This is a genomic window from Oceanihabitans sediminis, assembly GCF_003337215.1.
GTDB classification, from domain to species: Bacteria; Bacteroidota; Bacteroidia; order Flavobacteriales; family Flavobacteriaceae; genus Oceanihabitans; species Oceanihabitans sediminis.
The window spans coordinates 329,094-345,141 of the sequence record NZ_QPIG01000001.1 but is presented as its reverse complement, the minus strand read 5'-3'; the positions used below and the strand labels follow the sequence as shown (position 1 = coordinate 345,141).

Sequence of the window (16,048 nt, the reverse complement as noted above, 5' to 3'; positions counted from 1 at the left end):
TGGTCACTTATTTTTGAGTAGATTTATCTACAAAGTTTTTATTTTTTAATTTTATACCTATTTCTTCTATCTCTTTGATATACTAAAACTTAGTTTTTATAAAGTACAATATCTTCTATATTTTATTTCATCTAGCTGCTAATTACCTTTAAATGATCTAGTGCTGTAAGTGGAACTTAAAAGCGAAAAAAGGCCTATTGTTTTCTTAATTTCCTTCACAAAATCCTACCATATTATTATAAAACATCTATTCCTTTTTTTACTAATTTCGCACCTTTAAAATATATACTATGATTTCTGTTGATAATTTAGCTGTAGAGTTTAGCGGACATACCTTATTTAGTGATGTTTCTTTTACCATTAATGAAAACGATAAAATCGCTTTAATGGGGAAGAACGGTGCCGGAAAATCTACCATGATGAAAATTATTGCTGGTGTGCAAAAAGCTACACGCGGACATATTCGATACCCGAAGGAAGCCGTAATAGCATATTTACCACAGCATTTATTAACAGAAGATGATACCACTGTTTTCGAAGAGGCTTCCAAAGCTTTTTCCCATGTCTTTAATATGAAGGCAGAAATGGACGAACTAAATAAGCAGTTAGAAACTAGAACCGACTACGAGTCGGATGCATACATGAAAATTATTGAGCGTGTATCCGATCTAGGGGAAAAGTACTATGCTTTAGAAGATATAAACTATGATGCCGAAGTAGAAAAGGCGCTAAAAGGTCTAGGTTTTAAACAGGAAGATTTTACAAGACAAACCAACGAGTTTTCTGGTGGTTGGCGTATGCGTATTGAATTGGCTAAAATTCTTTTACAAAAACCAGATCTTATCTTATTAGATGAGCCTACCAACCATATAGATATTGAATCCGTAATTTGGTTAGAAGACTTCTTATTAAACAAAGCTAAAGCTGTTGTTGTAATCTCGCACGATAAGGCTTTTATCGATAATATTACCAATCGTACTATTGAAGTTACCATGGGGCGTATTTACGATTATAAGGCAAACTATACACATTACTTACAATTACGAGAAGAAAGACGTGCACACCAACTTAAAGCCTACGAAGAACAACAAAAATTTATTGCAGATAATATTGCCTTTATCGAACGTTTTAAAGGAACCTACTCTAAAACCAATCAGGTGACTTCTAGAGAGCGCATGCTAGAAAAGTTAGAAATTATTGAAGTAGATGATATCGATAATTCGGCATTAAAATTACGTTTCCCAAAAACCCAACGATCGGGAGATTATCCGGTAACCGTAAAAGATGTTTCTAAAGCTTACGGCGATCATGTAGTATTTAATAATGCCAACATGTCTATTGCCCGTGGCGAAAAAGTTTGTTTTGTTGGAAGAAACGGAGAAGGAAAATCCACCATGATTAAAGCAATCTTAGGCGAAATCGATGTAGCAGGAACTTGCACACTTGGTCATAATGTACAAGTGGGTTACTTTGCCCAAAACCAAGCGGCACTATTAGATGAGGAGCTTACTATTTTTCAAACGGTAGACGAAGTAGCAAAAGGCGATGTGCGTACACAAATAAAAAACATCCTAGGTCGTTTTATGTTTAAAGGCGATGATATAGATAAAAAGGTGGGCGTACTTTCTGGTGGAGAAAAAACCAGATTAGCCATGGTGAAACTTTTATTAGAACCGGTAAACCTTTTAATATTAGATGAGCCTACCAATCACTTAGATTTAAAATCGAAAGATGTTTTAAAGGAAGCGCTTTTAGAATTTGATGGTACCTTAATACTGGTTTCGCATGATAGAGATTTCTTACAAGGACTAGCGAATAAAGTTTTTGAGTTCAAAGAAAAACGAGTAATAGAGCATTTTGAAACTATTGACGATTTCTTAGCTAGAAATAGAGTAGAGAGTTTAAAAGCACTTGACTTATAAGCTTAGCACCATAGCTAGCAAGTAGGCCCGCGTTAGGGATTGTAGCGGCATCCTTTTTAAAACTTGCTTAGGAAAAACACCTGGGTATTATAAATATAACGACAAAAGATTTCCGTTTTAAGAAGCTATTTGCTTGTTTTAAAAAGATATAGCGGAAAGCACGACCCGCAGGGTAACGCCCAAAATAATAGAATTATAATGTTTACGAGTCAATTTTTGACTATTTTTGCAGCAATATGCGAGAGTTACAATTATCAGATTGGTTACCTACCACAAACAAAGAGGTAAAAATACGCGGATGGGAAGAACTAGATGTCATCCTATTTAGTGGCGATGCTTATATTGATCACCCAACCTTTGGGGCGGCAGTAATTGGGCGTTTGCTAGAAAGTTTTGGCTTGCGTGTGGCCATTGTTCCGCAACCTAATGTTCATGATAATCTTCAGGATTTTGTGAAACTAGGGCGTCCTAAAATGTTTTTTGGGGTGACCGGTGGTTGTATGGACCCAATGGTGAGCAATTATAATGCGAACAAAAGAAAAAGGGATAAGGATGCCTATACACCAAATGGGGATATTGGTTTCCGTCCAGATTATGCAACTTCTGTATATTCAAATATTTTAAAAGAAAAATGGCCAGATGTTCCAGTGTTAATTGGTGGAATTGAAGCTTCTTTACGTCGTGTGACCCATTACGATTATTGGAGTGATGAGCTAAAACCAACCATTTTAGAAACTTCTAAAGCAGATATGTTGGTGTACGGAATGGGAGAGCAACCACTTCGTGAGGTGGTAAGATTGATGCAGAGAGGGGTTCCGTTTAGTAGCTTAACGACCATCAATCAAACAGCAGTACTTTTAGGAAAGGAAGACAAAATTCCTAAAAACAGTAATTGGGAAGATATAGAAATCGTTCCGCATGAAGTGTGTTTGGTCGATAAAAAGAAATTTGCTTCCAACTTTAAAGTTATAGAGCAGGAGTCGAATAAATTACGAGCTAGACGAATTTTCCAGAAAGTAGGAGAGAAGACGCTGATGATTAATCCGCCATATCCTACCATGACCGAAGAAGAGATGGATGCGTCTTTCGATTTACCATATACAAGATTACCACATCCAAAATATAATAAGCGAGGGCCAATTCCTGCTTTCGAAATGATCAAGTTCTCCATCAACATTCACCGTGGATGTTTTGGTGGGTGTAGCTTCTGTACTATTTCGGCACACCAAGGAAAATTTATTGCCTCTCGTAGTCAGGAGTCTATTTTAAAAGAAGTAGATCTTGTGGCAAATATGCCAGATTTTAAAGGCTATTTGTCGGATATTGGTGGACCTTCTGCCAACATGTATAAAATGAAAGGGAAAGTACAATCTATCTGCGACAAATGTGTGGCGCCTAGTTGTATTTCTCCTGTAATTTGTAGTAATTTAGATACTTCTCATAAACCATTAACCGAATTATATCAGGCGGTAGATAGCCACCCGAAAGTAAAGAAATCCTTTATTGGCTCTGGAATTCGTCACGATATGTTAGTGCCAGAATTCAATAAGAATGCCGACCCTAAAGAATTAGATGCTTACACAGAGGAAGTAATGACTAAGCACGTTTCTGGCCGACTAAAAGTAGCGCCAGAGCATACTAGTGATCCGGTATTAAAACTGATGCGTAAACCATCGTTTCAATACTTCCATAAGTTTAAAGAGCGTTTTGATAAGATTAATATCAAGAAGAACTTAAAGCTGCAATTAATTCCGTATTTCATTTCCAACCACCCAGCTTGTGAAGTGGAAGATATGGCCAACCTTGCTGCCGAAACCAAAGACATGGGCTTTCAGTTAGAGCAAGTACAAGGTTTTACGCCAACACCTATGACGGTGGCTACGGTAATTTATTACAGCGGATACCATCCTTATACCTTGAAAAAGGTGAATACACCAATATCGCAAAAAGAAAAAGAAGAGCAACATCGTTTTTTCTTCTGGTATAAAGATGAAAACAAAGCCTGGATTAAAAAGACCCTAAACAAATTAGGGCGTCAAGATTTACTTAGTGTCTTACTTCCAGAGAAAAACGAAAGATGGCGTAAAAACAAACCAAAAGGAGATGCAAAGCACACTTTTGATGATGCCGTTCCGTTCAACAGAAGAAAGAACAAAGCAAAGTTTAAAAAGAAGAAACGTTAAACTTTTTACAGTTTAGTTTATATAAAAACAGCCTCCAGTCAAACGATTGGAGGCTGCTTTTTTTTGATAGTAAGACTACTATCTTCTTATTAGTTGCTCGCTACTTTTAGATCCTTCTTTATTATTTGACTTTACTGAAATAGCATATTTGTAAAGGGTGTTTTCTTGCACATTTTTATCAACATATGGACTAGCAGGGTTAACCGTTGCTATTTTATCAAAGCTATTACTCTTGATAGCACTTCGGTAAATAACGTATTCACGAGTGCCTGCATCATATGGTTTTGGCCAAGAAACCTCTATGCCTGATGATAAATTTCGAAGGGAAATACTAGAAGGTGGCTTCAAATAGCTATCACTATCCGCTGAAACACTTACAAAAGGAGAAAGAATACTTTGGTTTCCCCATGCATCAATGGAGCTTACCGCATACTCATAATTTTTTCCCGAAATGGTATTGGAATCTAAAAAGGCAGGAAGTGAAATAGGCTTATTGCTTAGCAACTGGTAAGTTGCTTCTCCTTTTTCTCTTCTATATAAGATATATCCAACAATGCTGTTGTCTTTAATCCTGGTGTTTTCCCACTCCAAATGTATTCCTTCAGGTACACGTCTCGCTTGTACTCCTCCAGGGGAAAGTAATACGGTTGCCTGACGAATAGAAACAGAAACAACTTTAGAAGTATCACTCATTTTTTGCCCGTTATTTAATACTTGTAAGGCGTAGGTATATTGCCCGGAGTAAGATTTGCTAAAGGTGCTATCTATATAATGATGACTTTTAATAGGCCCATTAATAACCTTCATATTATTTAAAGAAGTCCCTCGTAAAACATAATATCCAAAAATATTTAGCTCCGGATTAGGCAACCAACTTAGTGTTATTTTACCTTCTTTATTTACGGCTTGTAAACCTTGTGGTGTAGATGGTGCTAGCTCCTCACTAACTTCTTTGTAACCGGAAGCTTCTGTAAATACCATGGGTTCTACTCCTGGTAAATCAAATAGTAAAGGGCGTACTTTATAAAAATAAGAGGAGCCAGGAATTACTTGTTTGTCCATAAAAGAGCTTTTACTAGGGGCTATGGTATCTAAAACCACATAGTCTTCCCCTAATTTCCTAGATTTTAATATTTGAATAGCCGTATAATACGCTTTGGATGGTAGCGGTTTCCAGGTAACCAACAAGCTATTTAAAGTGTCTCTTACTTTTAGATTTTCAATTGGTGCTATTTTGTTTTTATTAAAATGTATAGCATATAAGGTGTCGGAAGGTTTTCCAAGGTTTCCTGCTGCGTCAATGGTACGTATATACCAAGCAATTCTGCTATTTGGTTTAATAGGTTTGGAGAAAGACACATAAGTACTGTCAGTGTCAGTGCGATTTATATAAGTCAAATCTGCAACAGAAAACTCTTTTTTCGATGCTTCTAAAGTGTAGAGCTGCGCATATAATGGAGTGCTTTCAGAACTAGGTACTTTCGCACCCCATCTTGTAAAAGCAATACTATCGGCAGACCAATATTGTAGGAGCTTATATTTACTTGTATACTGTGGGAGTTTTCCATTTAAACTTTCAGAATAAATGTCTTTCTCTGCTTTGTTAGAGCTAACCCTATCAAAATGATAGCTAACTTTTTGGCCAACCTCCCAAGAGGAATCTACATAAGTTAACCCAAATGCCTCTTGAACTATAGGAGAAATAATGGCTAATCCTAAGGTGTCTACTCCGTGTTGTTTTATCAAACTATAGGCTTCATCCATATTGTTAGCATTTAGCTTTTTTAGTATAATAGAGCTTCCCTTTTCTCCTAATTTTTTCTGCATCTCTTTAGGAGACCCAGGAAAAGATAGTTCCGTAACTTTTTGCATTTTCTTTTTACCTGCATCCGATTTCCAAATAATAATCTTTTGGTCAGGTGAAGGAAAATGCCTCTTTTCCTTTAAAACAGGATAATCAAATAGATTTTGAGTAGAAATATGCACGCCATTTGGACCCGGCAATAGTATTTGTTGCTTTGTCTCTTGCCCAAATGCTACGTTCATTCCACTTATACTGAAGATAATGAAAAACGTGTTCCATACCCATCTTGCTTTTAAATATTTCATTATTTAATATTTTATTAATTACAATAATTATTTGTGTTTACGGCCCCTAAGCCACCACTAAGATCTAATCCTCTTGTTTGGCTGTACTCAATGCTAGCATGAGCACCAGCGCAAGCTCTAACTCCCCAACCTACATCTATATCGTTTCCTCGTCTATCCTCTACATCCCAAAAGCCTGTTCTCCAATTATTACACCTCATATATCTTATATCACCCATTCGGAATTCTAAATCTCCAGCAATTTTTCCTGTAAAAAACCAACCTTTATCATTATTTCTTCCTCCTTCTAATCTAAAGCAGGAATTAAAATGACCACTAATACAGCCATCCCATACAGATACATCAATACAAGCACTTGCCGAGGCATTTAAATTCCCTTTAACACTTAAAAGATAATCGGCCTCAGCGAAATTAAATAACAAACATGTTTCTATGCTAGAATAATAATTTGCACTAAAGCTAGCTACCCAAAAATCTCCTTTAATTTTAGGTCTAGGAGGGCCTATATCTACTTTACCGTAAGCATATAAACCAGAGAAAGTATAATTACTTGTTACTAAGTCATTATCTAGATTTCTAAAGTAATGGGCAATATCACTGTCACCATGTTTTGGGTTTTTTACATTAACTCCCATAGCAAACTGTCCATTAGCATCTAGCAAACCGGCTAATTTAATCGTGGTATTAACCCCAAGGAAAGCATAAGCTTTCGTTGGATCCCAGCTTGCTCGCATTAAACCATTTAAGTCTGCTTTCCCTAATCCTTCCATTGGTTCCATTTCTGCATCAACAGTTATAGCAAATAATTTGGAAGGAAAATTTAATTCAACTGTAGATTCTGCAAGTGTAAATTCATCTCCTATCAATACTTTTGTATCTCCCTTTATAATTGGTCCAGATACTACGCTTAGATTAATTGGCGCAAGTTTCACTGCCTCTGCTAGCCCAGTTATAGATGCTTCTCCTTCAATTTCTACCTCAAATGCATCATCACTAGTGTCATAACTAAAACCTCCTCCTAGTTTATCAATTGTTGCTGCTCCCAAGACAATTGGAGCTCCTGCAACAAAGGATGCACCCATATCTATACCATTGGCTTTTTTAAAATAATGGAAATTAATGTCGGCACCTATAGAGGTTCCTGGTATTTCTAAATTACCACCACCGGCAAAGCCGTTGTCTCTTAAATCTAATTCTAACCCGCAATGAATTACAGGAACGTCAAGGTCGGCTACAATTTTACCTACCGTTAATTTGGCACTGCCACTTTCGGTAGCCTGAAACTTTATGTTGTTTGCACTAAAATCTAAAAATGGGATATCGGTATTTAGTTCACCTAAAAGTTCTATATATGGCATTTGTCCTGTCGCGTTACTTATTACTAAGTCATCAACACTATAGGAAGCAAAACCAAAATCAGAACTATAGTTTACAGGTGCTTGTACAGAAAAATGTCCATCTGTTTGAATTTGGAATCTCGGAATTTTAATCTCTTCCTCTATTAGTTTTTTAAATTCCATATCCACACTACCAGATAAACTGTAGATGCCACTATTTCCAATTTGACCAAAACTTAGTTCCGTTCCATTGTCTTTTATCAAGGCTGCATCAAATAAGTCAATGCCGTTTCTAGTAACTTCAAATTCCCCTCCGTAAACTCCGTCTTTGGTAATCTTTAAATTAGAAAACGCTAAGGAGGAAGTGTCAGAATATGGAAGTTTAACCGATATTTCTCCTCCTAACTTCAAGCCGCTTTCATTGATTAAAAGAGAGGTCAAGGATCCTTTCCATCCACCAATTTCTAGTTCTGGTAAATCATCGGTTGGAATATCAATTTCTGTTATTTGGAAAGTTTGATTTAGTTTAAGGGTTTCAAGTGAAAGTTCAAGAGCTTCAACAGGACCAAATTGTGGGGAATGGATTTCTCCGGAAAGATCTAAACCTTCAGGGCTAATTAGCGTATTGGCTAAATCTAAAACTACTGTAAAACCATACAACTCAATTTTTACCGGTTGCGATCCTTCTGCAGCCAATCGGAATCTAAGGTTTTCTGCATCTGCTATATAGCTGTTTGCTGTGTTAACAGCATTTTCTATCTCTTCTGTATTAGGTGGTGTGATATCTTCTGTTACATCTTGAACAGCATCTTCAACCATACCTTCTATGGTTCCTATATTTTCATCTCCTATTCCCGGCATGCCTGTGGCACCTTCCCCAAGGAATATCTCAATAGAACCAGGTGTAGATTGGTCTGTGGTTATAATCTGAGGTAAGTATTCCTTCATAAAGGAAACATGGTATTCTCCTAAAATACGATCTACATCTAATGCTAATTGTCCGCTAATACTTCCCCATCCTTTAGAGTTTTTTATGACAGCAATTTGTGCTCCTTTGTTTTCAAATTTAACTGGTAAATATTGAAACAAGGTAAGGGCTATAGAGGTTTCGTCAGTTATAACTTTATTGTTTTCAGGTATGGCATTGCCGTCTTCATCAAATGTTACTTTTATATTTGCAAATGGTAAATATGCCTGACCGTCTGATTGAAAAACCGGTAAATATGGTTGAATGTTTACAAATCTTCCGGTCCATATTTCTGCCCCATTAGCAGAGGCTTCAGCTTCTTCTAGCTCAATATCAAAGCCTAATAATTGTTCAATGTTTTTACCGCCGCCATCTTCTAAAGTAAAGTGGAATTCTACATCACTCCCCGATTGGAAGCTCATATTTTCTCTATGCGCGATATACCCGCTTTTTGCTGCGCGAATTTCTTGCTCTCCTGCAGGTACAAATAATTCATAACTGCCATCTTCACGAGATAGACTTGTGATATATCTACTTCCTTCTACAGATATACTTACACTATCCACAGCTGTGTTATTGCTGCTTACACTTCCATATAGTCGGATGCCTTTTTCAAGGAATAAGGTCACTTCATAAAGCTGGTTGTCGGATCTAAGTTCTATGGAAGATTCTAAAGGAAGATATCCTGATCCTTCTTCCGGAATTAGTGTTATATCAACACTACCGCCAAATCCTTCATATAAAAAGGCTCCATCTGCATTGGTCACACCAGTGGTGTTAAAAAGATTAATGCTAACGCCTTCAAGTAATTTGTCTGTGTCTGTTTCATCTTTTACAAGGAATTTAACTTTGGCTCTTTTTTCATTTAAGTAGCCTATGTTACCCATGTCTAGGGTGCTTCCGGCATAAGATGATGTTGTTGGGAACGTATCATCTAACAGGAAATCTATAGTGGCATGCGGATTGGATACTTCAGCTACATGCGTTGCTTGTCCAAATAAACTTGCATCTAGAACCCCGCCATTTTGCAATGCTGTTTGTATGGTTGGAGATTGGTTTAAGCTTTGATAAAACCCCTCTGGATTGCTGTTGTTTAATACCTCGCTATCGCTAGGTGTTGCTGCTGCTGATTCTTGTGCCTCAGGCACTAAAGGAGGATCTATGTTTACTTGATTTTTCTTTATGTGCACCTGTCCTTCTTTTGTTACATATCCTGGTTTTTCTATTATAATAGTATGTGTTCCAGGATAGAAGCTTGTTTGAAAAATCCCTGTACTACCTGTTTCAAAAAAGGAATCACTCCCCTCAAAATGAAGTTTTGCATTGCCTAAAGCTGCTCCATTTGCATCAACAACCCTTCCTACTAGCGGAGTTACTTGAGCGTCTAGCTTAAACTCTTTATAGGCTATGACACCAGAGGCTATACTTGTTTCAAATTTTTTGTTAGCAGGGTTAACCGCTAAGTCTCGATATTTATTAGGTACCGAAACTAATTCAATGGTGAATTCCGCACCCGCTTTTAGGGTTGGTAAGTTTCCAATATAAAAATTACCGGATGCATCTGTTGTTGTGGAATAATATCCTGGATCTATTAAAAAGTCAGGTATGCTGTTTGCTGTTTCAGATAAATCGGAGATATTAATTGCAGGTGTTACTTGAAATTGGCCAACGCTACTGCTGCTTATATGAGTAGCAGCTCCTGCATAGTTGCTAGTTGCTGTAGAGCTAGTAACGGTAACAGGAAGACTTACCCCATTGGAAGTTTGAATACCACTAAAAGTTAATGGGTCCTCTAAGTCTGCTGGTGGTAACTGTGCTTGGTTATCTTGTATGTTGTTTATGATATCTAAGGTTTCTTGGTTTATATTCACTGGAGGCCCTCCAAACAATACATCTTCTTCCTTATAAGTTACTTTTACAATAGCATCTTGAATAGATACGGTGTTTTCTCCAGCATATAAAGCTACTCGACCTCGTACGGCAGGTTCTGAAAGCAAGGCATTGTAATTTGCATTAACCAACATAATCTTGTCTTTAGCGATGTTTTGAGAGCTAACTCGAAGGTCTGTTGCTAAAGTTTCTAAGTTTTCTGCTTCAGCTTGGACCTCTACTTTAAGATTACCTTGATAGAATAGTTTCTTAAATTCGAATTTTTGTGAGTGAGCTTCTCCTTTATTAATACTATCAACCGCTACTAATACATATTCTTTACCTTGTATGTTCTTGCTTTCTCTAGCTTCCGAAGCTACATTTCCTTCTTGCTGTAAATAAGGAAATTCTGCTATTTCTTGTGCCTCACGATACATGCGAACTTGCATTTTCCCTAGGTTAGCATCACTGCCTTCAATACTTGGGGCATGTACTACTGCTGAAAATCGATAAGTATCAGCAAGAAGCACCTTTTCTCCTAGATTAATTTCATTTAAGGTGTCTATTTCGTTTATCGGGATTTCATAGGAGAAATCATAAAAGCCTGGAGCATTTACACTTAGTACAAGCTCTTCATATTGGTCAAGCCCAGAAAATTTTGGATGAATAAAATCTAAGGTATAATTTCCCTCGGCATTCGTTACTCCAGAAGCCAATACTTTTAAGGAAAGGTCCCTAATATTGGTGGAGCTGAAATTGTCTTTTGTTGCGCCTGTGTTAGAGATGCTTGGTGTATTGTTCGTTTGACTAATATTTGCAGCACCTGGCCAATCATCCATAGTTCGTAATCCAGAGAATTGTACATCATTCTGTATGGTATATGGTGTGTATTGCGGTGAATTAACAAACGGACTAACCCCTGTTTGACTTGGGGAATCAGATGATGATTTTTGTTTTCCTTTTAAAACAACAGTAACATTACTCAGCGGATATTTTTTTTCTGAAGGATCGCTTCCCGAGTGTTCGTACGCATAACTTACAGAGCTAGCGGCATTGGTACTAATGATATTTTCTGCTGGCTCATAAGGTGCTACAGCCACAAGTGTAGCGCTTGTTACACCTGGAAAATAAGTTGCTGCCGTATTATAGGTGCTTGCAATATTTAGTGTAGGGTCTGTTTGTGATAGTGCCGAAGCATTTTGTGCTAGAATGTCATTATTACCCATATAAACACCTATTGGAGAATTTTCTATATTAGAAACAAGCGGGGCGCTTACCTCAGTAATAGAAGGGCTTACTCCTGTGGCTGTTGGGATATTGCTATTGTTTTCAGGAGAACTTGCTTCAGATTGTTTAAAGCTCCATAAAAGTTTTCCGTTAATCCTATTTGTAGCATATTCCGTAGGATTTTTTATATCCTCTACCAATGCTGGAGCCTCTACTTCTGGGGTTTCCGATGCTGGTAAAACATAATTTAAACCTGCTACTTGGCTATATCCTTCATTGGCTATTTCTAGCGGACTGCCAGGCATAGCCCTAAAATTGGTTTTAACTCGTATCGTATATCGTTCTCCATTTTCAAACACATTAGGAAAACGTAAAGTGTCTAATATAAAAGTGGTAGTCCGTATATTTTTTTTCTCAAAAACTGGCGGATTATATACTACATCATTAATAGATTGTCCCGGAAAAACTTTACGAATTTCTAAATCATAATTCAGTGCACCTAGCGGCATACCACAGGTAGTGGTTGGTGGTGTCCAACTAAATGGAATTTGTGAGGATGTAGGAGTATAATCTTGAAATCCACCAAAAGACTGCATCATGGTAGATACAGGCATAACCATTTGGGGTGCAGCAGCTCTATAGCAAATAGTAAAAACGGCACATCCGGTTCCTGGAGCAGATAGGGGGATAGACTGTCCTGGAGCTTCATAATCATATGCTGTAACACAAATACGATACGTTCCTTCAGGTAATTTATAGTTTAAGCCTCCTTGGCTTAATTCTCTTAAACTCGTATTGTTAAAAACCAAATCACTTTGCGAAAAACCTCCAAATGCATCATCCAACATAGGTTGATTAAGCCTAATCATTTGTTGCGGATTTATCATAATAGGGTTAGATGGTTGATAACCTGGTCGTACCGTAATACTCATCGGCCCGGGAGATAAACGTTCTATTTTTCCAAATAGCTTAACTCGCTTCGGAGAATTACCAGAGTTTACCAAAGTTATAGCTAGATGATTGCTAATGTCTTGGTTCAGTTGCCCTGTTCTGTTACCTATGATATTCGCCTTTATCTGTGGCAAGTATGGAGGTACAGGTTGCTGTACATTCACATTTACTTGCACAGGAAATTGCGCATAAGCATCTATAGGACTGAAGCTTAAAATTAATAGTAAGACAACTAAATGTTTCGATATTTTTTGGATAGGATTCATAGTCAATCAGATTTTAAAAACTATAAGAATAGGTGATACCAGCAGTAAACATTTTACTGTTAACTGCATAAGGAACATGTTCTATTTCGTTTAGTGGATTTAAGTTTACAGGCGGTGTAATCATATAGCTAGCAGAAAGCCCAAGAGAATGGCTATTAAATAGCATATAACTTCCGTTAAAGGAAAAGGTATAATTGTTTCCTGTTGGTGAGTCAGAGGCTTTGTTTAAAAAATACCCAATACTCCCTTGTAGGTTTAAACTTCTACTGTGAAGCACCTGCATGTTCCCGCCAATATTAAAGCCTAAGGAACTGTAATCACTGTTTTGCTGTTCATAAACACTGTATAGTACAGAGGTGTTCAGGTCAAAGTATTTCTGTGTAAAGTAGATACCGTAGTTTAATGATGAAGATAAATTATTCCCATTCGTTTGTGCTTGAGTAGTTGGGTTTTTATCCTCTAGATTGGTATAGGTTACATTACCGCTAATAGTGTGCTGGTGCCGGTAATTTGAAAAGTTTAAGGACGGAGAAAGAACAGCGGTAAACATAGTTTGATCTAATCGTTGTTCTTCTGTTAATTGTAATAAGCCATCCTCCTGTAAAACCCGTACACCGGTCATATTCATATTAATATTCAAATGTTGGCTTACAAACGTATTTAAGGAAATATTTCCCGTTTGTGTTATCAATTTGGAGTTTAGCATGTTTTGTAAATTATTGTGCTGGTTGTTAAAAGATGCATGCAGATTTATTTTCCCCTTATTAAAGTTGGTATTAATGTTAGCGCTAATCATTTCCACATCATCTAAAGCGTAGGGTACACCTAAGGATTTAAAATCGGGCTCTACACGGCGGTAACCCAATACTGCATTAAAATTTCTTAGCATTACCGCTAATTGCATCTGGCCAGACCAACTAAATACAGAACTAGAATTGATAGGTATGAGTTTCTGAATAATTCGTGGTATCTCTTTCTCACCAATACTGTCTATAGTGGTATAAGAAAGGTCCCTGTTTAAAACACTAAATGCAGCATCACCACTAAGAGTTACTTTTTTAAAAAAAGTAAACTTCCAAGAGGAGCCAACAACACTATTTTCTTGAGGTAGTATGGTGGTTAAACTATCCTGAGCTCGTTCAATAGATCGTTCATCATCTTTAGCATGAAAATATTGTAAACTAAAATTTGTATGATCGCCACCAACCCCTACTTTAGCACCATAGCCTGTTCGTTCGTATTGCGGTTCTACCGCATGTTCTGTTCGGTGATCCTCACTAATAGCTTTATTTAATCTTCCATAAAAAGCTCCGAAATAAAAATTTCTAGGAGAAAGTTCTATTCCAGCACCCATAAAACTATGTCCGTCAAATACTAATGGCGAAAAAGAAATATTTCTATACCCAAGATGTAGTTTTGCCCATTTATAAGTGGGACTAATACCAAACTGAGAAAAAGGAGTGGTATAACTTTCAGAATATTGCGATACAGCGAAAGAGAAGGGTAGGGAGAGTCCGTAAACGGAAGCAGTAAAATTACCGTATAAATTCCAAGAAAAAGGATCTCGCGTAGGGAATTCTTCATTAGAAGAAAATGCATTAGCACCCCCGCCAATACTACCATGAAAAGTAAATGGCTTTTGGTCTTTTAACGTACCAATATCCTGCGCATGTAATAATGGTGTCATGAGGAATAAAAAGAATATCCAATACAGTATTTTTTTTCTCATAATAGTCGGTTCATCGTTTCTGTTTGCTCTAAGTGGCTGTGTTATCTCATTAAATGCAACCTGTTTCTGGCCTCAAAAATCCAAAGCTTACAAAATACCTCTGTATAGATTCTAAGTGCTAGGTTTAGTGGTAAATAGCAACAACAAACTATTTTTTAAAGCATTTATGTGTCTAGTAATCAGGGTGTAAATAAAGGGTCGAAGGTGGCTTAAATGAAGAATAAAAACAATAGCTGTTGAGTATATGACCTATCTGAATTAGAATTTGACATTTATAACTTATTAATCAGAAAACCAAAAGAGCGTATATACTTACAAAAGGAGGGATTCTAGAGCGAATAGAAACACTAGTAGTCAATCTCCTGGTCAAAATGCTCATTTATAACTAACTGACTAAAATAAAGTCTAGAAATTAGAGTCTTTTGTATGTTTAAAATCTTTGTCAGCCCTTTAAACTAAAGGGTTTTTTAAGTTTTTTTTAATAGTTTCCCAATTGCTTTACCCTGCTATTATGGCTAGATTTGTTATTCTAAAAAATATAATTATGATGAAAAATTACGCAATGCTACTATTACTATTTTTAGGAGTTGTAGCAACCGCTCAAGAAACTATTTCTTTTGAAGCGAGTGAGGGTTACACCCTTGGATCTTTAAACACCCAAAACGGATGGGAAGTAACCGATGACAACCAAGGAGGCTACCTTCTTAACCAAGTGGTAACCGATGAAAAGGCTACAGATGGGACTTATGCATTTAAAAATGCTTTTGAACCAGATTTTAACCCGCAATGGCTGCCTATTTTTGGTGCGGCTAAAACATTCGATACCCCAAAAACGCATGAAGACTTTGTAATATCTTTTGATATGATGGTAACAGAAGCCAATGGTGCCGATTTTGAGTTTACTCTTTTTGGTATTGATGCCAATGACGATTTTGTTCCTGTAGCAGGAATTGCTATGGAGTATAGAGGTTTAATTTATACAATTGATGACATAAACTATACAGCTTTTTATATTGAAGATGCAGCATGGACGCCAAATACTTGGCTAAACATTAAAATTGAAGTATCAGATACCGAATTAAAATATTATCTAAATAATGTTTTAGCGCATACCCGTAGCAACTTTACAATGGTAGATATTGTAGGGTTTAATATGCTACATAATAATTATGGAGGAAGTGCTTTTTACGACAACTTTATAATGCAAACAGGTTCTTTAGGAATAGAAGATATTGTTGATACTACAGGTATTCGTATTTACCCTAATCCAGTAAAGGATGTATTACATGTCGAAGGTATTACTCCAAATCAGATTTCTACAATAGCTATTTACAATCTTAGAGGGCAAAAATTGATGGAAAGCAAATCCATGAAAAATATAAATCTAAGCACACTTTCTGAAGGTGTTTACCTTTTAAATATCCAAACCCTAGATAATAAAACCCATACACATAAGCTTATTAAGAACTAAGTTGTCTTAAAAGTGAT

At 36.7% G+C, this 16,048-nt stretch carries 6 protein-coding genes; 3 read left to right on the top strand and 3 right to left on the bottom strand.

Annotated features, from left to right (window positions below; genetic code table 11):
- The first annotated feature begins 290 nt into the window (after positions 1-290).
- Complete coding sequence (locus DU428_RS01470) at positions 291-1,922, top strand: ABC-F family ATP-binding cassette domain-containing protein (protein WP_072348303.1); 1,632 nt, start codon at positions 291-293, stop codon at positions 1,920-1,922.
- Positions 1,923-2,158: 236 nt separating this feature from the next.
- On the top strand, positions 2,159-4,105 hold the full coding sequence (locus DU428_RS01465) for a YgiQ family radical SAM protein (protein WP_113965639.1): 1,947 nt from the start codon (positions 2,159-2,161) through the stop codon (positions 4,103-4,105).
- A 78-nt stretch (positions 4,106-4,183) separates the two neighbouring features.
- Here the strand turns inward: DU428_RS01465 and DU428_RS01460 are convergent, their stop codons facing one another.
- The 3 genes from DU428_RS01460 to DU428_RS01450 are packed head-to-tail and all read right to left on the bottom strand — an operon-like array spanning position 4,184 to position 14,560.
- Complete coding sequence (locus DU428_RS01460; protein WP_123796482.1) at positions 4,184-6,214, bottom strand: fibronectin type III domain-containing protein; 2,031 nt, start codon at positions 6,212-6,214, stop codon at positions 4,184-4,186.
- 14 nt (positions 6,215-6,228) lie between these two features.
- Positions 6,229-12,831 (bottom strand): carboxypeptidase-like regulatory domain-containing protein, encoded by a 6,603-nt coding sequence (locus DU428_RS01455; RefSeq protein WP_113965637.1) that lies wholly within the window; start codon positions 12,829-12,831, stop codon positions 6,229-6,231.
- Between the two features lie 13 nt (positions 12,832-12,844).
- Entirely contained in the window at positions 12,845-14,560 is a 1,716-nt protein-coding gene (locus DU428_RS01450; RefSeq protein WP_123796481.1) for a hypothetical protein, read from the bottom strand.
- A gap of 544 nt (positions 14,561-15,104) precedes the next feature.
- On the opposite strand from DU428_RS01450, the gene DU428_RS01445 reads away from it, so the two are divergent.
- Positions 15,105-16,031, top strand: coding sequence for a T9SS type A sorting domain-containing protein (locus tag DU428_RS01445; protein ID WP_165839137.1), 927 nt, complete (start codon positions 15,105-15,107; stop codon positions 16,029-16,031).
- Positions 16,032-16,048: the final 17 nt, after the last annotated feature.

Coding starts and splice junctions, on each gene's coding strand:
- DU428_RS01470 (WP_072348303.1), top strand. CDS start 291: ATGATTTCTGTTGATAATTTAGCTGTAGAGTTTAGCGGACATACCTTA.
- DU428_RS01465 (WP_113965639.1), top strand. CDS start 2,159: ATGCGAGAGTTACAATTATCAGATTGGTTACCTACCACAAACAAAGAG.
- DU428_RS01460 (WP_123796482.1), bottom strand. CDS start 6,214: ATGAAATATTTAAAAGCAAGATGGGTATGGAACACGTTTTTCATTATC.
- DU428_RS01455 (WP_113965637.1), bottom strand. CDS start 12,831: ATGAATCCTATCCAAAAAATATCGAAACATTTAGTTGTCTTACTATTA.
- DU428_RS01450 (WP_123796481.1), bottom strand. CDS start 14,560: ATGAGAAAAAAAATACTGTATTGGATATTCTTTTTATTCCTCATGACA.
- DU428_RS01445 (WP_165839137.1), top strand. CDS start 15,105: ATGATGAAAAATTACGCAATGCTACTATTACTATTTTTAGGAGTTGTA.